Genomic DNA, 17,967 nt, shown 5'->3' with positions numbered 1-17,967 from the left:
TGTCATCTGCAACGAAGTCTCCGCGGCCACGTGTTCAACCGTCCAGTCCAATGGCTTCACCGCCTTCTGATTTGGGTAGGTCGTCCTGTACGTCCAGCACACGCTCTCGATAGAACAGGTGCAGTGTGGGCGCCAGCTCCGCCGGCAGTCGGCCGCCGTTGGCTTTTCGGAACACGCCATGCGGGATTACCGGGATGCCCGGCTTGTGACGGCCGTACATGATCATGCCGCATTTCGGGCAGCCGAAACGCTTCATCTGCTTGCCCGGCACGGCATAGGTGAACATCGCCGATTCCTCCGGCAATTCGACGTTGTCATCCGCCCAGCCGGTGGCTGAGAGCATATCCACGCTGTACATGTCGCGACAGCTGCCGCAATGACAATACAGCGATAGCTCCGGCGCGCCGTGGGCCCTCATGGTGACGTGGCCGCAGTCGCAGCTCAGATCGTAAGTGTTGTCGGTCATTTTGATTACCCTTCGCCAAACGTGCGGGTATTCAAGCACGCAAAGCGGTGCCAACCCAAGCTTGTGAGCAGAAAAAAGCCGGATTCACGCAGGGCGAATCCGGCTTGATAATAGTGCTCATGCACTCGCTCAGCCGAGAATTTCCAGCATCTTGCTGCCGATCTCGGCGGTGGAGCGCACGGTGGCGACGCCGGCCTTCTCGAGCGCGGCGAACTTGTCGTCGGCCGTGCCCTTGCCACCGGAAATGATCGCACCGGCATGACCCATGCGCTTGCCGGCCGGCGCGGTCACGCCCGCGATATAGGCGACCACCGGCTTGGAGATGTTGGCCTGGATGTATTCGGCCGCCTCTTCCTCGGCGGTACCGCCGATCTCGCCGACCATGACAATGCCGTCGGTCTGGCCGTCGTTCTCGAACATCTCGAGCACGTCGATGAAGTCCAGCCCGTGAATCGGATCGCCACCGATGCCCACGCATGTGCTCTGGCCGAGCCCGTTCTGGGTGGTCTGGTAGACCGCCTCGTAGGTCAGGGTGCCGGAGCGCGAGACGATGCCGATACGCCCTTTCTGGTGAATATGCGCGGGCATGATGCCGATCTTGCACTCACCCGGGGTGATCACGCCGGGGCAGTTGGGGCCGATCAGCACGGAGTCGGAATCGTCGAGTGCGGCGCGCACGCGCAGCATGTCGAGCACCGGGATGTGCTCGGTGATGCAGATGATCACCTTGATGCCGGCAGCTGCGGCCTCCAGGATCGCGTCGGCGGCGAACGGCGCCGGCACATAGATCATGGTGGCGTTGGCGCCGGTCTTGGCGACCGCGTCCGCGCAGGTGTTGAACACCGGCAGATCGAGATGGGTTTCGCCGCCGCGGCCCGGGGTCACGCCGCCGACGATGTTGGTGCCGTAGGCGATGCACTGCTCGGAATGGAAGGTGCCCTGCGAGCCGGTGAAGCCCTGCACGATGAGTTTGGTGTCGTTATTGACAAGAATGCTCATGGATTAATCCTGGTCTGAATCGTGTTCGGTGGAAGCTGTGGGGATCGAAAAGCCGGGATTAACCCTTGGCCTCGGCCACGACCTTCTTGGCCGCGTCGGTCAGATCCTGGGCGGCGATGAGATCGAAATCGCACTCGTCCAGCAGCTTGCGGCCTGCCTCGGCGTTGGTGCCTTCCAGGCGCACGACCACCGGCACCTTGATGCCGACATCCTTGGCCGCGGTGATGATGCCTTCGGCAATCAGGTCACAGCGCACGATGCCGCCAAAGATATTGACCAGGATGGCCTTCACGCTGGCGCCGGATGTAATCAGCTTGAACGCTTCGGTGACGCGCTCGGTGGTGGCGCCGCCGCCCACGTCCAGGAAGTTGGCCGGCTCGCCGCCGTGCAGCTTGACCAGATCCATGGTGCCCATGGCCAGGCCCGCGCCGTTGACCATGCAGCCGATGTTGCCGTCCAGCTGGATATAGTTGAGATCGTGCTTGGCGGCCTCGGCCTCGCGCTCGTCTTCCTGGGTGGGATCGCGCATGTCGGCAAATTCTTTATGCCGAAACAGCGCGTTGTCGTCGAAGTCCAGCTTGCCGTCGAGCGCGACCAGACCACCCTGCTTGGTGGTCACCAGCGGGTTGATCTCGACCAGCGCCGCGTCGGTGGCGACGAACATCTCGTACAGGCTCTTCATGACCTTGACGAATTCGCCGACCTGCTTCTTGTCCAGACCCAGGAAGAAACCAACCTCGCGGCCCTGATAGGCCTGAAAACCGGCCGCCGGATGAATCGCCATCTGCATGATGCGTTCCGGCGTCTTTTCGGCCACTTCCTCGATGTCCATGCCGCCTTCCGGCGAAGCGATGAAGGTCACGCGACGCGTGGCGCGGTCGACCAGCACCGACAGATACAGCTCCGAGACGATATCGGCCGGCTTTTCCACATAGACCGAATTGATCGGCAGCGCGGTGTCGCCGGTCTGCTTGGTCTTGAGGGTGGCGCCGATCATCTCGCCGGCGACCTTTTTCACCTCGTCCACGCTGTCGCAGATTTTCACGCCGCCGGCCTTGCCGCGACCGCCCGCGTGGACCTGGGCCTTGACCACCCATTTTTCACCGCCGAGCGACTGGGCGACCTCGACCGCCTCATCCGCGGACCGGGCCACCTTGCCCTCGCCTGCGGGCACGCCGAAGCGCGCAAAGATTTCCTTGGCCTGATATTCGTGAACGTTCATGACGCTGCCTTATTGGGAACCAAACTTGTTAATGCTGCGCATTGTGGCGCCTGAAGCGCACAACGACAACTTGCTTCACCTGCCATCGTTTGAGCGAACGGTTTCATTCCGGGGTGTCAGCTGACGTATGATCAGGACTGACAATTTTCGTCACCAACCATTCTCACCCATGGCGCGACTGCTCGGACTGTTGTTTCTGCTTGGCCTCGGCTGGCTCGTGGTCAAACGCCTGCTGGGTCCCGAGCCCGTGGCACGGGACAAACCCCAGCCGCGATTCGAGAAAACAGTCCGCTGTGCGCGCTGTGGTGTCCATCTGCCCATGTCGCTGGCGCGCCCCGACCATCAGGGACATGTCTGCGCCGACCCCGATTGCAGCGGCCGCCGCGGTCACGATACCGAGCCCGATCACCGCCGATGAACACGCCGGCCACCACGCCGCTGATCCGTCACGTTGAAGACTGGCGTGCCATTGTCACGCTCAACGCCTATCGCTGTCTGATCGCCTTCGGGCTGGTGGCACTGCTGCTGTTCGGCGCCACCACCACGCTGTTCGACGTGACCATGCCGGACCTGTTCCGCCTGGCATCACTCATCTATCTTGCCCAATCCGCGCTGGCCATGGTGGCGGCATTGCTGCGCTGGCCTGCCCTGCGGTTTCAGATCCTCGTGGCCTGCTCGGTGGACGTGGGTTTTTTCACCTGTCTCGCGCTGACCAGCATGGGCGTGGCAGGCGGCCTCGGCATGTTGCTGCTGGCGCCCATGGCGGCCGCCGGCATGCTGCTGCCAGGGCGCATCGCCTCGTTGCTGGCCGCCTGTGCCGCCATCGGCATCATCGGTCAGGAAGCATGGCGTGGCCTGCGATTCGACGACGCAACCGAGGATTTCGTACAGGCAGGTATTCTCGGCACCCTGTTTTTCGTCACTGTCGGCCTGTCGCACTGGTTGGCACGCCGGGCGCGCGTCAGCGAAGCGCTGGCCGCTGAACGCGCAACCGAAGTACGCGATCTGGCCACCCTCAATCGGCGCATCATCCAGCAGATGAATATTGGCGCGGTGGTCATCGATGCCGAGCACCGCATCGAGTTGATCAACGACGCCGCCGTCGCCCTGCTGGATCTCGAGCAGATGCCGGTGGCCGGCGAACCATTGGCCCTGCTTGCGCCCGCGCTTGACGACGCCCTGGATCAATGGCGCGCGCATCCCCACGCCGCTATCGCCCCCGTTAGCTCCGGGCAGCAGTCCCTGCTGCCGCTGTTCTCGCGCCTGGGCAACGACGCCGGAGCCCCGGTACTTATCTTTCTCGAAGACGCCGTGCGCCAGCGCGAGCAGGCGCAGCAGCTCAAGCTCGTCTCCATCGGCCGTCTGACTTCCAACATTGCACACGAGATCCGCAATCCGCTGGGCGCGATCAGTCACGCCGGTCAGTTGCTGGCCGAATCGCACGCCATGAGCGACGACGAGATTCGGCTGCTCGATATCATCCATCGCCATACCCGCCGTATCGATGGCATCGTCAACAACGTGCTGGGGCTGTCGCGTCGTTCGCGACTGGCACGGCGTCCCCTGCCCATTGCGCAATGGCTGGCCGACACGGTCGAGGATTATCGAGAGACCGGAGAGGACGTGCCGGATTTCTCCATCAAGGCGATTGCCGACGATCTGCAGGTCGAGTTCGATCCCGATCACCTGCGCCAGGTACTGTTCAACCTCTGGGACAACGCGCAGCGTTATGCACGCCGTGAGGACGCCGAACTGGCGATCGAGCTGTCGGGCGGACACAACCGTACCGGTCAATTCTGTCTCGACGTGCGCGACAACGGCCCCGGCATCGACGTCGCGATCGCCGACGAGATCATGGAACCCTTTTTCACCACGGCACGCGAGGGCACGGGCCTGGGCCTGCATATCGCCAGCGAACTGTGCGAGGCCAACGGCGCGCGTCTGCTGCCGGTTGCACAATCCGCCGGCGCCTGCTTTCGTATCGTTTTTGCTCACGTGTGGTCAGGCGACATGCCGGTCGCTGCGTCACCCCGAATAAAGCAGGTTCAATGAGCGTTACTGACAGCACGGCACATGCCCTTATCGTCGATGACGAGGCCGACATCCGAGAGCTCGTGGAAATCACGCTCTCCCGAATGTCGATCCGTACCTTTGCGGTGGCGACCCTCGCCGAGGCCCGTGCGGCCCTGGCCGGACAATCCTTCGACCTGTGTCTCACCGACATGCGACTGCCCGACGGTGAAGGCCTGGACCTGGTCGCACATATCAGCGAGCGCTATCCGCACTGTCCGGTCGCGGTCATCACCGCCTACGGCAGCGCACAGAGCGCGGTGGCCAGTCTCAAGGCGGGCGCTTTCGATTTCGTCACCAAGCCGATCGATGTGGCCGGCCTGCGATCGCTGGTGGGCCAGGCCCTCAAGCTGGCCGGACTCGATCACGACGCGCCGCCCCATCCCTCGCTGGATGCCTCCCCGCGCCTGATCGGCGACACCCCGGTCATGCATCGTCTGCGCGAGACCATCGCCAAGCTGTCGCGCAGCCAGGCTCCGGTGTATATCACCGGCGAGTCGGGCACCGGCAAGGAACTGGTGGCGCGCATGATTCATGCGGAAGGCCCGCGCATGGGCAGCGCGTTCGTGCCGGTCAACTGCGGCGCCATACCCTCGGAGCTGATGGAATCGGAGTTCTTCGGCTATCTGCGGGGCGCCTTCACCGGGGCCATGCGGGATACGCCGGGTCTGTTCGCGCGCGCCGATGGCGGCACCCTGTTTCTCGATGAAGTAGCCGATCTGCCATTGACGATGCAGGTCAAACTGCTGCGCGCGATCCAGGAGCGCGCGATCCGGCCGGTCGGCGCGAACGCGGAAACCGCCGTCGATGTGCGCGTGATCTGCGCCACCCATCGTGACCTGGCCACCGAAGTCGCACGCGGGCGTTTTCGCGAAGACCTCTATTATCGCCTGAACGTCATTGAGGTGCATGTCGCACCGCTGCGCGAACGACGCGCGGATATCGCTGCGCTGGCCGGCCGTATCCTCGAGGCTCTGGCACGCAAGATGCGCCTGCGGCATTCTCCGCAGTTGTCACGCAGCGCCCTCGATGCACTCGAGGAATACGCGTTTCCCGGCAATATCCGTGAGCTGGAAAACATACTCGAACGGGCGGTCACACTCAGTGAAGATGCGATCATCGATCTCAAGTATCTGCGGCTCAACTCGCCGCTGAGCGAGTCGGTCACCCGCGAAAACGCCATCGACGCGCCCGCGGCCGTTCAGCAGGCTGTGGCCGACGGGCCGGGGTTCGCCCAGGGGCACGCCATGGATACCAGCGCGGATCTGGAAAGTCAGCTGGAGGCGCTCGAACGCGAACGTATCCGCGCCGCACTCGAGGTATGCCACTACAACAAGACCAAGGCCGCCAAGCATCTGGGCATCACGTTTCGTGCCCTGCGCTACCGGCTGGCCAAGCTGGGCATGAATTGATCGATACATCGCCCCGCAACCACCGCTACCGCGTCGCTGCCGGCCCCGTCCCGAGTCGGGATGCGACGCAAAGAGTCCAGATCATGTCGACAACGGCCGATACATGAGCCGGCACACGAACAGACAGGGGATGGCGTAAGTGGCGAAAGCAGCAACCGAGCAACAGACGTTTTTCTGGACCGGCACCGACCGCAGCGGTGCGCGCGTCAAGGGCCAGACCGACGGCCCCAACGAGGCCATGGTCAAGGTCGCATTGCGCAAGCAGGGCATCAACCCGCAGCGTGTGCGCAAGCAGACCACGCTGTTCGGCCTCGGCGGCAAGCGCAAGAAGAAGATCAAGGCCGGCGATATCGCCATCTTCGCGCGCCAGCTGGCAACGATGCTGCAGGCGGGGGTGCCGCTGGTGCAATCGCTGGATATCATCTCCAAGGGTGCCGACAACCCGTCGCTGGCCGAGCTTGTCAGTGCAATCCGCGACGATATCGAGGACGGCATTACCCTCGCCAATGCCCTGTCCCGGCACCCCAAGCATTTCGATGATCTGTTCGTGAATCTGGTCGACGCCGGCGAAAAATCGGGCGCGCTCGAATCGCTGCTCGACAAGATCGCCACATACAAGGAAAAGACCGAGCAGATCAAGGCGAAGGTCAAGAAGGCGCTGTTCTACCCGAGCGCGGTCATTGTCGTGGCCATCATCGTGATGGGCATCCTGCTGTATTTCGTGGTCCCGCAGTTCCAGTCCCTGTTCCAGGGCTTCGGCGCCGACCTGCCGGCATTCACGCTGCTGGTGATCAGCCTGTCCGAATTCGTGCAGCGCTGGTGGTGGGCGATCATGGCCGCGATCGGGCTCGCCTTCTACGGGTTCTTTCAGGCGCGACTGCGATCCCGTGCCTTTCGACGCTCCAACGACCGGATCGCGCTCAAGCTGCCGGTGATCGGCGATATCCTCTACAAGGCCGCGGTGGCGCGTTTCGCGCGCACATTGGCGACCATGTTCGCGGCCGGTGTGCCGCTGGTCGAGGCCATGGACTCGGTCGCGCGCGCGGCCGGCAATATCGTCTTCGAGGAGGCCATCCTGCAGATGCGTGATCAGGTGTCATCGGGCGTGCAACTGCAACTGGCCATGAACAATACCGGCCTGTTTCCAAGCATGGCACTGCAGATGGTGGCGATTGGCGAGGAATCCGGATCCCTGGATGCGATGTGCTCGCGCGTTGCGGATTTCTATGAAGCCGAGGTCGACAATCAGGTCGATTCGCTCTCGAGCCTGCTCGAACCGATGATCATGGCCATCATCGGCGTACTGGTCGGCGGCCTGGTTATCGCCATGTACCTGCCGATCTTCAAGCTCGGTTCGGTCGTCTAGTGCCCTGTGACGCCGATACGCTTTACGATTTCGGCGCTTTTGTGCGCCATGCGGCGTTGCACCGCCTCGCCATGGCACCAGCCATGACTCGTTGCCGCGCCTTGCCTGACACACAAAATCACGCGAACTTTATTTCACGAACCGACGTGACAGAGCACTAGATGGTCGAACTGTTCGCACTACAGCCGCTGTTCTGCTACGCCGCGATCACGCTGTTCGGGCTGATCGTGGGCAGTTTTGTCAACGTCGTCATCCTGCGCCTGCCGCGCATGATGGAAGCCGAATGGCGCGCCAGCGCAGCCGAGATCCTCGGTCAGCCGGCCACCGCCGACGACACCGTAAGGGTGAACCTGTCCCGGCCACGATCATGCTGCGGGAATTGCGGCACGCCGATACGGGCTATTCACAATATTCCGGTGCTCAGCTTCGTCTTTCTGAGAGGGCGCTGCGCCGCCTGCGGCACAGCGATTTCTTGGCAGTACCCGGCGATCGAGATCGCCAGCGCGGCCATGGCGCTGCTGGTCGCGCTGCATTTCGGGCCGACCCCTTTCATGGTCATGGCGCTGCTGTTTTCCTGGTGCCTGCTCGCGCTCGCCATGATCGACTGGCACACCCAACTCCTGCCCGATGCGCTCAGTCTGCCCCTGTTGTGGCTGGGCCTGCTGATCAGTCTCGGCCACAACGCCGGCTTCGCGCTCGTAGACCCGGCTACCGCAATCATCGGCGCCGCGGCGGGCTATCTCGTGCTGTGGCTGGTCTTTCAGGTTTTTCTACTGGTCACCGGCAAGGAAGGCATGGGCTATGGCGACTTCAAGCTGCTCGCCGTGATCGGCGCCTGGCTTGGCTGGCAGACCCTGCCGATGGTGCTGCTCATGGCATCACTTGCGGGTGCGGTCGTGGGCGGCGCGCTCATGGCCAGCGGGCAACTCGCGCGCGGAAAACCCATGCCGTTTGGCCCTTGGCTGGCAATCGCCGGCTGGCTGACACTCATCGCAGGCGATACAATAATGGACGGTTATCTAACGGTCTCCGGATTGCGCTAGCCCTGCTTGCGCGACCGGGCTGGCCTGATCTGCCCTAGAATATCGGTGCCGCTGTACCCTTTAGCATTTACCCATGTCGGCGTTTTTTCGAGACCGTGGTTCGCTACCGCGCCTTGCCTGACACAACAGATCACGCGAACTTGAGCCTTCCGAATTCCCGTCACAGGACACTAGAGATATGTCGAGCACCCTCGCCGTCGGCCTGACCGGCGGAATCGCCAGTGGCAAATCCGCGGTCGCGAGCGCGTTCCAGCGCCTGGGCGTGACCATCATCGATGCGGATCTGGTCGCGCGCGAAGTCGTCGAACCCGGACAACCGGCGCTCGACGAGATCGCCGAACGTTTCGGTGCCGACATCCTCGACGCAGAGGGCCGGCTCAAGCGCCGCGCGCTGCGCGAGATCGTGTTTTCCGACGACAACGCGCGTGCCGATCTGGAAGCGATCACCCATCCGCGCATTCGCGAAGAGTTGGCCCGTCAGCGCGATGCGGCACAGTCCGACTACTGTCTGCTGGTGGTTCCGCTGCTGGTGAAATCGAGCATGCTCGATCTGGTCGATCGCGTGCTGGTCGTCGACGCGCCCGAGTCGGTTCAGCTCGAACGCCTGATCTCGCGCGATGATATCGACGAATCGCTGGCCCGGCGCATGATCGCGGCACAGGATTCGCGCGCGGAGCGCCTGGCCATGTCCGATGACGTACTCGTGAACACGGGCCCGCGCAAGGATATCGCCGACCTCGCCGCCGCGCTGCACGCAGGCTATCTGCGCCTGGCTCAGGGCGAACTCGCCGATTTGCCACCGCTGCACTTGCCCGGATAGGCGACCGCCCGGCCCCGATCACGCACAACGGTATTTTGCCCGCCCGTGCATGCGGCATAGACTAGGCCCCTGATTTGCTTAAAGAGAGTCTGTTACGTGACAGACGATGGTGTGTTCTGCTTTGAGCAACCGCTCAATGAACGGATACGGACGTTTTTGCGCCTTGAACACCTGATTGGTCGCCTGCGTTATCACGAGGCGGACGACAGCGTGTGGGGTCGGCGCGCGGCGATGGACGCACTGCTCGATGTTCTCAACGTGATGTCGCGTTACGACACCCGCGGTGAGGTCAGCAAGGAACTCGGCCTGCGCTACGGAAATCTGGAACGGCTCGCCGATCGCGATGATATCGACAGCACCGCATTGACGCGGGTGCTTACCGAACTCGATGATCTGGGTCGAGACATGCAGCGCATGCCGCCGCAGTTCGCGTCCTACCAGATCCGCGACAATGAACTGCTCAACAGTCTCAACAACCGGATGTCGATTCCCGGGGGCAGTTGCAGCTTCGACCTACCTGCCTACCAGCATTGGCTGTCGCAGGGCAATCGCCGTATCGAGCAGGATTTCGAGGACTGGTGTCGACGCATCGCGCCCTTCGAAAAGGCGATCGCCACCGTACTGCGACTGCTGCGCGCCAGCACCACACCGGCCTCCGTGACCGCCGATGCCGGGGTGCTGGTCCACAATACCGAGGCCAACACGCAGATGGTGCGCGTGTTGCTCACCGATGCCAGCGTCTATCCCGAGATCAGCGCCGGCCGCCACCGCGCCACGATTCGCTTCATGCAGTATGACGACAGCCAGCTGCATGTGCGCCAGACCCAATCACCCGTTCACTTTCGCATGGCCTGCTGCCGTTTCTAGCATGAGTAATCCAAAGACCATAAGCTGCCCGCACTGCGGCGAACCTGCACGCGTGGACAGCAGCAACGACTATCGTCCGTTCTGCTCACGGCGCTGCAAGCTGATCGATCTGGGCGACTGGCTCGATGAAAGCAACCGTATTCCCGACCCCAGCGGCTCCGCGCCGCAGGGCAACTGGGACAATGGCGGCGGTGACGACCAGGGTCTGCCGCACTAGAGGCTTTTTATATGGCGCGGCGCATCAGCCGCGCCAGAAGGCCCGGATCGCGGCCACGCCCTGGGCGTTGTGCGCCCGGGCGGTGGCGATGTCCTCGCCGCCGAGCCCACCCAGCGCGTAGACCGGCAGGGCATGCTCGGCGCGCGCCTCGTTCCAGCCGTCCCACCCCAACGGCGACGCGCCGGGATGCGTGGGTGTCGGTGCGACCGGCGACAGCACGGCGAAGTCGGCGCCCAGGCGCGTCGCAGCCTTCAGATCGCTGTATGAATGCGCCGACACCGCGAGTAGCCGATGCGCCGCAAGTGGGCGCTTGCCCTTGGCCAACAGCCGGGCCACGGGCCAATGCACGCCGTCCGCGCCCAGGGCTTCGCACATGTCGCTGTCGCGATCGATGAGCAGCCGCGCGCCATGGGCATGCGCGCACGCCAGAACCCGCGCGGCGAGCGCCTGGTAGGCGGCGTCGTCCAATGCATGGTCACGCAGACGCAGCAACGGCGCGCCGTCGGCCAGCGTGGCCTCCAGCGCCGGCCACCAGGCCTGCTCGCCGGCGGCGGCCATGGACGGGGTGATCACATAGCGATCGGGCAGAAAGAGCGCATGCAGGATGGCTCCGGTCGCCGGCAACAACTGGTAATCGGCCAGCGCCTCGCGCTCGACCCATTCCAAGCGCTGGCCTTCGCGGCCCTGCGCCTGGCCCGACCACTCATCGATACGCCAGACATGCAGCCGCACCGGACGATCGCCGTGGGCGTGAGAAAACCGGATCACCGGCTCTGCCCGAAGACCACGCACACCGATCTCCTCGTCGAGCTCGCGAGCCAGACAATCGAACATCGACTCGCCCGGCTCCTGCTTGCCGCCGGGAAATTCCCAGCGGCCGGCACCGGGGGTGCCCGCCCGTCGCTGGGCGATCAGCAGACGTCCCTGGCGGTCGACGAGCACACCCACGGCGATCTCGAGCGCCTGGGCGTGGGGCTCGGCCTGGGTGTGGGCCGCGCTATCCATCAACTGCGGTATTCGGCGTTGATGCGCACGTACTCGTAGGACAGATCCGATGTCCAGATCGTGGCCTCGCCCGAGCCCCGGCCCAGATCGATGGCAATGGTGTATTCGGATCGCGCCATCACCGCCGCGCCATCGGCTTCGGCGTAGTCGGCGCAGGGCTCGCCGTCGGCCACCAGGGCGACATCATCCAGCGCAATCGCCACGCGATCGATGCTGAAATCGGCGACCCGCGCACGACCCACCGCGGCGAGGATACGCCCCCAGTTGGGGTCGCCGGCGAAACAGGCGGTCTTGACCAGCGGCGAATGCGCGACGGTGAAGCCCACCTCGCGCGCCTCTTCCGGATCGCGTGCCCCAGTCACCGCCAGGGTGATGAAACGCGTCGCGCCTTCGCCGTCGCGCACGATCGCCTGCGCCAGCTCGCGGGCCAGATCTGTGAGCGCGCTCACGAACAGCGGCCAGCCACTGTCGCTGGCGGACAACCCGGGCCCGGCGCCGGTCGCGCAGAGCATGCAGGCATCGTTGGTCGAGGTATCCCCATCGACCGAAATGGCATTGAATGAATCCGCCATCGCCGCGCGCAGGGCAGCGTCAAGATCGTCGCTGTCGATCGCGGCATCGGTGGCGATGAACGCGAGCATGGTCGCCATATCCGGGCGGATCATGCCCGAACCCTTGGCAATACCGGTCAGCACGATACGCTGCCCGCTGCCGATATCGACGGCGCGCGAGGCGCCCTTGGCGACGGTATCGGTGGTTCTGATGGCATCGGCGGCGGCGAGCCAGCCGTCTTCATCGAGACCGCTGGCCAACGTATCGATTGCACCCTGCATACGATCCAGCGGCAACGCTTGCCCGATCACCCCGGTGGAAAACGGCAGCACCTGCTCGGCGTCGAGGCCCAGCAGCTCAGCGGCGCGTGCGCAGCAGGCCTGCGCATCGGCCAACCCGCCCCGGCCCGTGCCGGCGTTGGCGTTGCCACTGTTGACGAGCAACGCGCGAGCGCGGCCGGTGGCCATGTGCTGCTGGGCGACACGCACCGGGGCAGCAGCGAACGCATTGCGTGTGAACACACCGGCAAGCGTCGCCGTCTCCGGCAGCAGCAGCAGTGCCATGTCCGGGCGTCCGGGCTTCTTGATCGCGGCCTCGGCCACCGCCCAGCGCGCGCCGGGCACGGCTTCAAGGCGCGCCGGGGCTATCAGATTCACGGCCATTGCAGATTCCTTTTCACGAGCCATCCTGTGCGCGCCACGTGGGCGCGATCATTCAGTCACGGCCATGGCAGTGCTTGAATTTCTTGCCCGACCCACAGGGACAGGGTTCGTTGCGACCGATCTTGCGCTCGTTGCGCACGAAGGTTTCCGGACGCTCGGCTGGGTCGGCCTGTGGCCCGTCCTGGCCCGATCCCGGCAGGCTGGCCCGGGCGGCCTGTTCCGCCGGCATCGGCTCGCCGTCCGCGGGCTGCTGCTGCGCCGCGGCGGCCACGGCCTGGTCCGCGGCCGATGCCGCATCCTCGTGCTGGAAGTCGAGATTCTCCATCTGCCGGCGACTGGCCTCGCGAGCCTCTTCGGTAATCTCGGCGCGCACGCGTCCGCGTGCCAGCACCGTCACCGTTTCGTGCTTGAGCCGTCCCAGCATGTCGTTGAACATGTTGAACGCTTCGCGCTTGTACTCGTTCTTCGGGTCCTTCTGGGCATAGCCGCGCAGGTGAATGCCCTTGCGCAGATAATCCATCGAGGCCAGATGCTCGCGCCAGAGTGAATCGAGCACCTGCAACAGAACCGCTTTTTCGATCTGGGCCAGCACCTCGGCACCGGCCTCCTCCCGCTTGGCCTCGTAGGCCTGCTTGAGTTCGGCGCTGATGCGATCGCGCAATCCTTCCTCGTCCAGAGCCTTCTCGTTGTCCAGCCATTCCTGAATCGGCAGCTCCTCGCCGAAATCACGCTGAATGGCCTCGCTCAGGCCTTCGACGTCCCATTGCTCTTCCAGACTCTGGGGCGGGATGTGTTCGCTGATGGCATCGTTGACGACGTCATCCCAGACGTTCTGGACCACGTCGCCGACGTCTTCGGAATCCATGATCTCGTTGCGCTGCTCGTAGACCACCTGGCGCTGGTCGTTGGCCACGTTGTCGTATTCGAGCAACTGCTTGCGGATATCGAAATGGTGCGACTCGACCTTGCGCTGCGCATTCTCGATCGCGCGCGAGACCCATTTGTGTTCGATCGCCTCGCCCTTCTCCAGGCCCAGGTTCTGCAGCATCGAGCGCAGCCGGGGCGGGGTGAAGATACGCATCAGGCTGTCTTCGAGCGACAGATAGAAACGGCTCGCGCCCGGATCGCCCTGGCGACCGGAGCGCCCGCGTAGTTGGTTGTCCACGCGGCGTGATTCGTGGCGTTCCGAGCCGATCACGTACAGCCCCCCGGCCTCGAGCACGGCGTCGTGAACCTTCTGCCAGTCGTCGCGGATCTTCTGACGGCCGGCCTCGTCGTCGTCCTCCAGCGCTTCGATCGCTTCCTCGACGTTGCCGCCGAGCACGATATCGGTACCGCGACCGGCCATGTTGGTGGCAATGGTCACGGCCCCCGGGCGGCCGGCCTGGGCAATGATCTCGGCCTCGCGCTCGTGCTGCTTGGCGTTGAGCACTTCGTGGCGGATACCGAGGTCGCGCAGCAGACGCGAAGACAACTCCGAGGCCTCGATCGACGCAGTACCGATCAGTACCGGCTGGCCTCTTTCGCTGGCCTGCTTGGCTTCGTCCGCGATCGCCTGGAATTTCTCCAGGCCGGTCAGGTAGATCTGATCCGGCAGGTCCTTGCGCAGCAGCGGCCGGTTGGTCGGGATCACCACCACTTCCAGGTTGTAGATCGACTGGAACTCGAAGGCCTCGGTATCGGCCGTACCGGTCATGCCGGAGAGCTTGTCGTAGAGGCGGAAGAAGTTCTGGAAGGTGATCGACGCCAGGGTCTGATTCTCCTTCTGGATCTTCACGCCTTCCTTGGCTTCGATCGCCTGATGCAGGCCATCGGACCAGCGCCGGCCGGGCATGGTACGGCCGGTGAATTCGTCGACGATCACGATCTGATCGTCCGCGATGATGTATTCGATGTCCTTCTGATACAGCACGTGGGCGCGCAGCGCCGCGTTCATATGATGCATGAGCACGACGTTATTGGCGTCGTAGAGCGATTCCTCGGCGTCCAGAAGCCCGGCTTCGCGCATCAGGCCTTCGACCTTCTGATGACCGTCTTCGGTGAGAAAGACCTGTTTGTTCTTCTCTTCGGCGTAATAGTCACCCGGCCCTTCTTCCTCTTCCTGACGCTCGAGATGCTTGACCAGCTTGTCCACACGCAGCGAGGTCTCGGGGTCGTCGTCGGTCGGCCCGGAGATGATCAGCGGCGTGCGCGCCTCGTCAATGAGAATCGAGTCGACCTCATCGATGATCGCGTAGTTGAGCGGGCGCTGGACACGGTCGGCCGGCGAGAACGCCATGTTGTCGCGCAGATAATCGAAGCCGTACTCGTTGTTGGTCCCGTAGGTGATGTCGCAGGCATAGGCCGCGCGCTTGCCCTGCGGGTCCTGTCCGGAATAGATCACGCCGACGGTGAGACCGAGAAAACGATACAAGCGACCCATCCACTCGGCGTCGCGACTGGCCAGATAATCGTTGACCGTGACGATGTGCAGGCCCTTGCCTTCGAGCGCGTTCAGGTAGGTGGCAAGCGTGGCGACCAGGGTCTTGCCCTCACCGGTCTTCATTTCCGCGATCTTGCCCTGATGCAGGACCATGCCGCCGACCAGCTGAACATCGAAATGGCGCATGCCGAGCACGCGCTTGCCGGCCTCGCGCACGGTAGCGAAGGCCTCGGACATGATGTCGTCGAGGCTGGCGCCCTTCTCCAGGCGTGCGCGCAGTTCGTCGGTCTTGCCGGTGAGCTGCGCGTCGGTCAGCGCCTCGTACTCGGCCTCCAGCGCGTTTACCGACCCCACGATCCGGTGCAGGCGCTTGACGACCCGCTGGTTGCGGCTGCCGATCAGTTTGGTCAGAAAATTGCTCATGAACCCTCGTCGTCTCGCCCGCTCGAATCGGCCCGCACGGATCGCGCCCGGTCAATTCAAAAGGGGCATGATACCGCAGCCCCGGCACGCCTTTAAGTGACGCGTGTCGGCTGCGCCTGATACGCTTTTCGCGTGCCCTTGTTATAGCTGTGGCCGTTACTATGGGGACGACCCCGCTTTCGATCCAGTCCTTGCTGCATACAGCGACCCCCGACATCGCCGATCTGCTCGGCCGGGCGCGTTTTCTCGAGCGCATCCGGGCCGCGTTGCTGGAGATTCTGCCGGCGGCGGCCGGCCCGCTCGTGCGGGTCGCGGCCTATGATCAGTACCGGCTCACGCTGCACGTCGGCCATGCCAGCTGGGCTACCCGGCTGCGCTATATGCAGCCGGCGATCGCCCAGGCGCTGGCCCAGCGCATGAAGTTGCATATCGAGTCGGTACAGATCCGCGTGCGCATTGCGCCCAGCGACACGACGCCACCGGTCAAACCCCGCTATATCAGCCCCGACAATCGCACCCACATAAGACAGATCGCCTCCTACGTGAGCGACCCGCAGCTGGCCGATGCGCTCCAGCGATTGGCGCTGACCGGCGCGACGGATAGCACGTAGTATCCCTTCGACGCCGATCAGCGCGGCGCGTTGCTCAGCCTGCTTCAGCGCTCGCCTGGTCCCGGTTCAGGCGCCAGGCCTTGCCGTTCTCGATCCGATACACATGATCGGCCAGTTCCATGAGCGTCGGCCGATGCGAGATCGCCAACACCGTGTAGTCACGGCCCAGCCCGCGCAGGGTCTGGCTGACCGCGCGCTCGGTGGCCGGATCGAGCGCGCTGGTGGCTTCGTCGAGAATCAGCAGTTTGGGCCGATGCGCCAGCGCGCGCGCGATCACGATGCGTTGCCGCTGGCCGCCGGAAAAGCGTGCCCCATGCTCGCCGACGACGGTGTTCGCGCCTTCTTCAAGCTCGGCAACGAAGCCGCTCGCGCCGGCCTTGTCCAGCGCCCAGAGCGCATCCGCTTCGGTGATATCGGCGTTGCCGATACGGACATTGTTGAGAATCGTGTCGTGCAGCAACACCGTGTCCTGCGGCACATAGCCGATCATGCCGCGCCATTTGCGGATATCGATATCGGTGAGCGGCACGCCGTCGACGAGCACGTCGCCCTTGCCGGCGCGCAGCAGGCCGATGATCAGGTCCACCGCCGTGGTCTTGCCCGCGCCCGACGGGCCGATGAGCGCGGTGACCTCGCCCGCCGGAATCTCGAGCTCGAACTGTTCGAGCACGCGCGAGTCGCCGTATCCGAAATCCAGCGCGGCCAGATGGATTCCGCTCGTCAGGGTCGGCGTGCGACTGCCAAACGGCTGCTCGCGCGCAGCCCGCGCCTCGTCCACGGCCTCGGTCATGGCCCAGTAGAAAGCCTCCTTGGACGCCAGCTTCTGGTATTCCTGCTGCACCTTGCTCAGACGCGTGAGCATGCGCGCCAGCACGATGGTCAGCACCATGATCTCGGCCAGCTGCAGTTTCCAGATCAGCAGCGAAACCGCCACGCCGGCGACCAGCACCAGGCCGATCAGCAGTTCCTGCATCGCCTTGAGAACTTCGCTGGCCAGCACCTGCGTGCGCATGGTGGCGTTGAGTTCGCGCGTCTGACGCTCCAGCAGGTCGTCCATTTCGCCTTCGCGGGCCATGGACTTGAGCGGCTTGAGCGACGACAGCGAATCGGTCATCAACGACATGAGTTGCTGGAAGAGACCTTTCTGGCGCCCGCCGGCGTCGCGCGAGATCGACACCATGACCTTGAGCAGGCCGAAAATCACCGCGCCCACCGCCAGCGCCAGCAGCGCGATCCGCCAATTGATCAGCAGGGCCACACCAAGGAACACCACCGACTGCGACAGCAACGCGGCCAGCGCTGCCACACTCTGAAAAGCGCTGGCGCTGCTCGATGCCTCGGTGGAGATCGAATTGGCCAGCCGGCCGGTGCGCTGACGCAGGAAATACTCCCAGCGCGACGCCGACAGCGCCCGCAGGAATGCCAGCCGTACATCGGTGGCGATGGCGGCGACAGTGAAACCCACCTGGCGATAGGCCAGCAGGGTCAGCAGCGCCTTGATGATCAGGCCCACCAGCACGATCAGAACCATCGTGCCGATGGTCGGGCTGATCGCCAGATCATGCAGGGCCGCGGTGAGAAAATCCGAGGTCTTCTCGTCGACCATACCGCTCTGGTTGCCGGTGGCAATCGAGAGCATGGGCAACAGTGTCGACAGGCTCAGGCCTTCGGCAATACTGGCGACGATCAGGCAGCTCCAGACGACCAGACACTGGGTCGGGTACTGCTTGAAAAAGGCTTTGATCAGTTGCACGCTATCCGCTCACGCCCCGTTGAAAGTGTATTCTACAGCTTCGCCTGCCCCGGCGAT

General features: G+C 64.0%; 16 protein-coding genes. 9 read left to right on the top strand and 7 right to left on the bottom strand.

Going from position 1 to position 17,967, the window contains the following annotated elements; all coding sequences use genetic code 11:
* Positions 1–34: 34 nt before the first annotated feature.
* From ACFOSU_RS01020 to sucC, 3 genes are all read right to left on the bottom strand, one after another.
* Entirely contained in the window at positions 35–466 is a 432-nt protein-coding gene (locus ACFOSU_RS01020) for a GFA family protein (protein ID WP_380685562.1), read from the bottom strand.
* A gap of 129 nt (positions 467–595) precedes the next feature.
* Complete coding sequence (gene sucD, locus ACFOSU_RS01015; RefSeq protein WP_380685560.1) at positions 596–1,465, bottom strand: succinate--CoA ligase subunit alpha; 870 nt, start codon at positions 1,463–1,465, stop codon at positions 596–598.
* Positions 1,466–1,523: 58 nt separating this feature from the next.
* Positions 1,524–2,687: an ADP-forming succinate--CoA ligase subunit beta gene (gene sucC, locus ACFOSU_RS01010; protein WP_380685558.1), complete on the bottom strand. Its 1,164-nt coding sequence runs from the start codon at positions 2,685–2,687 to the stop codon at positions 1,524–1,526.
* A 169-nt stretch (positions 2,688–2,856) separates the two neighbouring features.
* Here sucC and ACFOSU_RS01005 point away from each other — a divergent pair, with 169 nt between their 5' ends.
* From ACFOSU_RS01005 to ACFOSU_RS00970, 8 genes are all read left to right on the top strand, one after another.
* Positions 2,857–3,105 carry a hypothetical protein gene (locus tag ACFOSU_RS01005; protein WP_380685556.1) on the top strand — a complete coding sequence of 83 codons (249 nt, stop codon included), beginning with the start codon at positions 2,857–2,859 and terminating at the stop codon, positions 3,103–3,105.
* Positions 3,102–4,739, top strand: coding sequence for a sensor histidine kinase (locus ACFOSU_RS01000; protein ID WP_380685554.1), 1,638 nt, complete (start codon positions 3,102–3,104; stop codon positions 4,737–4,739). The genes ACFOSU_RS01005 and ACFOSU_RS01000 overlap by 4 nt, the downstream gene beginning before the upstream one ends.
* Positions 4,736–6,169 carry a sigma-54-dependent transcriptional regulator gene (locus tag ACFOSU_RS00995; RefSeq protein ID WP_380685552.1) on the top strand — a complete coding sequence of 478 codons (1,434 nt, stop codon included), beginning with the start codon at positions 4,736–4,738 and terminating at the stop codon, positions 6,167–6,169. The genes ACFOSU_RS01000 and ACFOSU_RS00995 overlap by 4 nt, the downstream gene beginning before the upstream one ends.
* 139 nt (positions 6,170–6,308) lie before the next feature.
* On the top strand, positions 6,309–7,535 hold the full coding sequence (locus tag ACFOSU_RS00990) for a type II secretion system F family protein (protein WP_380685550.1): 1,227 nt from the start codon (positions 6,309–6,311) through the stop codon (positions 7,533–7,535).
* A 161-nt stretch (positions 7,536–7,696) separates the two neighbouring features.
* Positions 7,697–8,578, top strand: coding sequence for a prepilin peptidase (locus tag ACFOSU_RS00985; RefSeq protein WP_380685548.1), 882 nt, complete (start codon positions 7,697–7,699; stop codon positions 8,576–8,578).
* Positions 8,579–8,756: 178 nt separating this feature from the next.
* Entirely contained in the window at positions 8,757–9,398 is a 642-nt protein-coding gene (coaE, locus tag ACFOSU_RS00980; RefSeq protein ID WP_380685546.1) for a dephospho-CoA kinase, read from the top strand.
* 156 nt (positions 9,399–9,554) lie between these two features.
* Positions 9,555–10,265: a cell division protein ZapD gene (locus ACFOSU_RS00975; protein WP_380685544.1), complete on the top strand. Its 711-nt coding sequence runs from the start codon at positions 9,555–9,557 to the stop codon at positions 10,263–10,265.
* Position 10,266: 1 nt separating this feature from the next.
* Positions 10,267–10,482 (top strand): DNA gyrase inhibitor YacG, encoded by a 216-nt coding sequence (locus ACFOSU_RS00970; RefSeq protein WP_380685542.1) that lies wholly within the window; start codon positions 10,267–10,269, stop codon positions 10,480–10,482.
* A 24-nt stretch (positions 10,483–10,506) separates the two neighbouring features.
* On the opposite strand, the gene ACFOSU_RS00965 is transcribed toward ACFOSU_RS00970, so the two are convergent.
* The 3 genes from ACFOSU_RS00965 to secA are packed head-to-tail and all read right to left on the bottom strand — an operon-like array spanning position 10,507 to position 15,546.
* The gene (locus ACFOSU_RS00965; protein ID WP_380685540.1) at positions 10,507–11,487 is read right to left on the bottom strand and encodes a Nudix family hydrolase; all 981 of its coding nucleotides are present in this window, start codon (positions 11,485–11,487) and stop codon (positions 10,507–10,509) included.
* Positions 11,487–12,701 (bottom strand): bifunctional glutamate N-acetyltransferase/amino-acid acetyltransferase ArgJ, encoded by a 1,215-nt coding sequence (gene argJ / locus ACFOSU_RS00960; protein WP_380685538.1) that lies wholly within the window; start codon positions 12,699–12,701, stop codon positions 11,487–11,489. Before argJ ends, ACFOSU_RS00965 begins: the two co-directional genes overlap by 1 nt.
* Positions 12,702–12,753: 52 nt before the next feature.
* Entirely contained in the window at positions 12,754–15,546 is a 2,793-nt protein-coding gene (secA, locus tag ACFOSU_RS00955) for a preprotein translocase subunit SecA (RefSeq protein ID WP_380685536.1), read from the bottom strand.
* A gap of 191 nt (positions 15,547–15,737) precedes the next feature.
* On the opposite strand from secA, the gene ACFOSU_RS00950 reads away from it, so the two are divergent.
* The gene (locus tag ACFOSU_RS00950) at positions 15,738–16,157 is read left to right on the top strand and encodes a DUF721 domain-containing protein (RefSeq protein WP_380685534.1); all 420 of its coding nucleotides are present in this window, start codon (positions 15,738–15,740) and stop codon (positions 16,155–16,157) included.
* A gap of 34 nt (positions 16,158–16,191) precedes the next feature.
* Here ACFOSU_RS00950 and ACFOSU_RS00945 read toward each other — a convergent pair whose 3' ends face one another.
* The gene (locus tag ACFOSU_RS00945; protein ID WP_380685532.1) at positions 16,192–17,910 is read right to left on the bottom strand and encodes an ABC transporter ATP-binding protein; all 1,719 of its coding nucleotides are present in this window, start codon (positions 17,908–17,910) and stop codon (positions 16,192–16,194) included.
* Positions 17,911–17,967 lie beyond the last annotated feature (57 nt).

Source organism: Salinisphaera aquimarina (assembly GCF_042643355.1).
Lineage (GTDB): Bacteria > Pseudomonadota > Gammaproteobacteria > Nevskiales > Salinisphaeraceae > Salinisphaera > Salinisphaera aquimarina.
Note: the sequence above shows the minus strand (reverse complement) of the source record. Positions and strands in the feature narration are given on the sequence as shown.

Bases quoted from the DNA above. Each gene is read 5' to 3' on its own strand.
- ACFOSU_RS01020 (WP_380685562.1), bottom strand. From the start codon at position 466: ATGACCGACAACACTTACGATCTGAGCTGCGACTGCGGCCACGTCACC.
- sucD (WP_380685560.1), bottom strand. From the start codon at position 1,465: ATGAGCATTCTTGTCAATAACGACACCAAACTCATCGTGCAGGGCTTC.
- sucC (WP_380685558.1), bottom strand. From the start codon at position 2,687: ATGAACGTTCACGAATATCAGGCCAAGGAAATCTTTGCGCGCTTCGGC.
- ACFOSU_RS01005 (WP_380685556.1), top strand. From the start codon at position 2,857: ATGGCGCGACTGCTCGGACTGTTGTTTCTGCTTGGCCTCGGCTGGCTC.
- ACFOSU_RS01000 (WP_380685554.1), top strand. From the start codon at position 3,102: ATGAACACGCCGGCCACCACGCCGCTGATCCGTCACGTTGAAGACTGG.
- ACFOSU_RS00995 (WP_380685552.1), top strand. From the start codon at position 4,736: ATGAGCGTTACTGACAGCACGGCACATGCCCTTATCGTCGATGACGAG.
- ACFOSU_RS00985 (WP_380685548.1), top strand. From the start codon at position 7,697: ATGGTCGAACTGTTCGCACTACAGCCGCTGTTCTGCTACGCCGCGATC.
- coaE (WP_380685546.1), top strand. From the start codon at position 8,757: ATGTCGAGCACCCTCGCCGTCGGCCTGACCGGCGGAATCGCCAGTGGC.
- ACFOSU_RS00970 (WP_380685542.1), top strand. From the start codon at position 10,267: ATGAGTAATCCAAAGACCATAAGCTGCCCGCACTGCGGCGAACCTGCA.
- ACFOSU_RS00965 (WP_380685540.1), bottom strand. From the start codon at position 11,487: ATGGATAGCGCGGCCCACACCCAGGCCGAGCCCCACGCCCAGGCGCTC.
- argJ (WP_380685538.1), bottom strand. From the start codon at position 12,701: ATGGCCGTGAATCTGATAGCCCCGGCGCGCCTTGAAGCCGTGCCCGGC.
- secA (WP_380685536.1), bottom strand. From the start codon at position 15,546: ATGAGCAATTTTCTGACCAAACTGATCGGCAGCCGCAACCAGCGGGTC.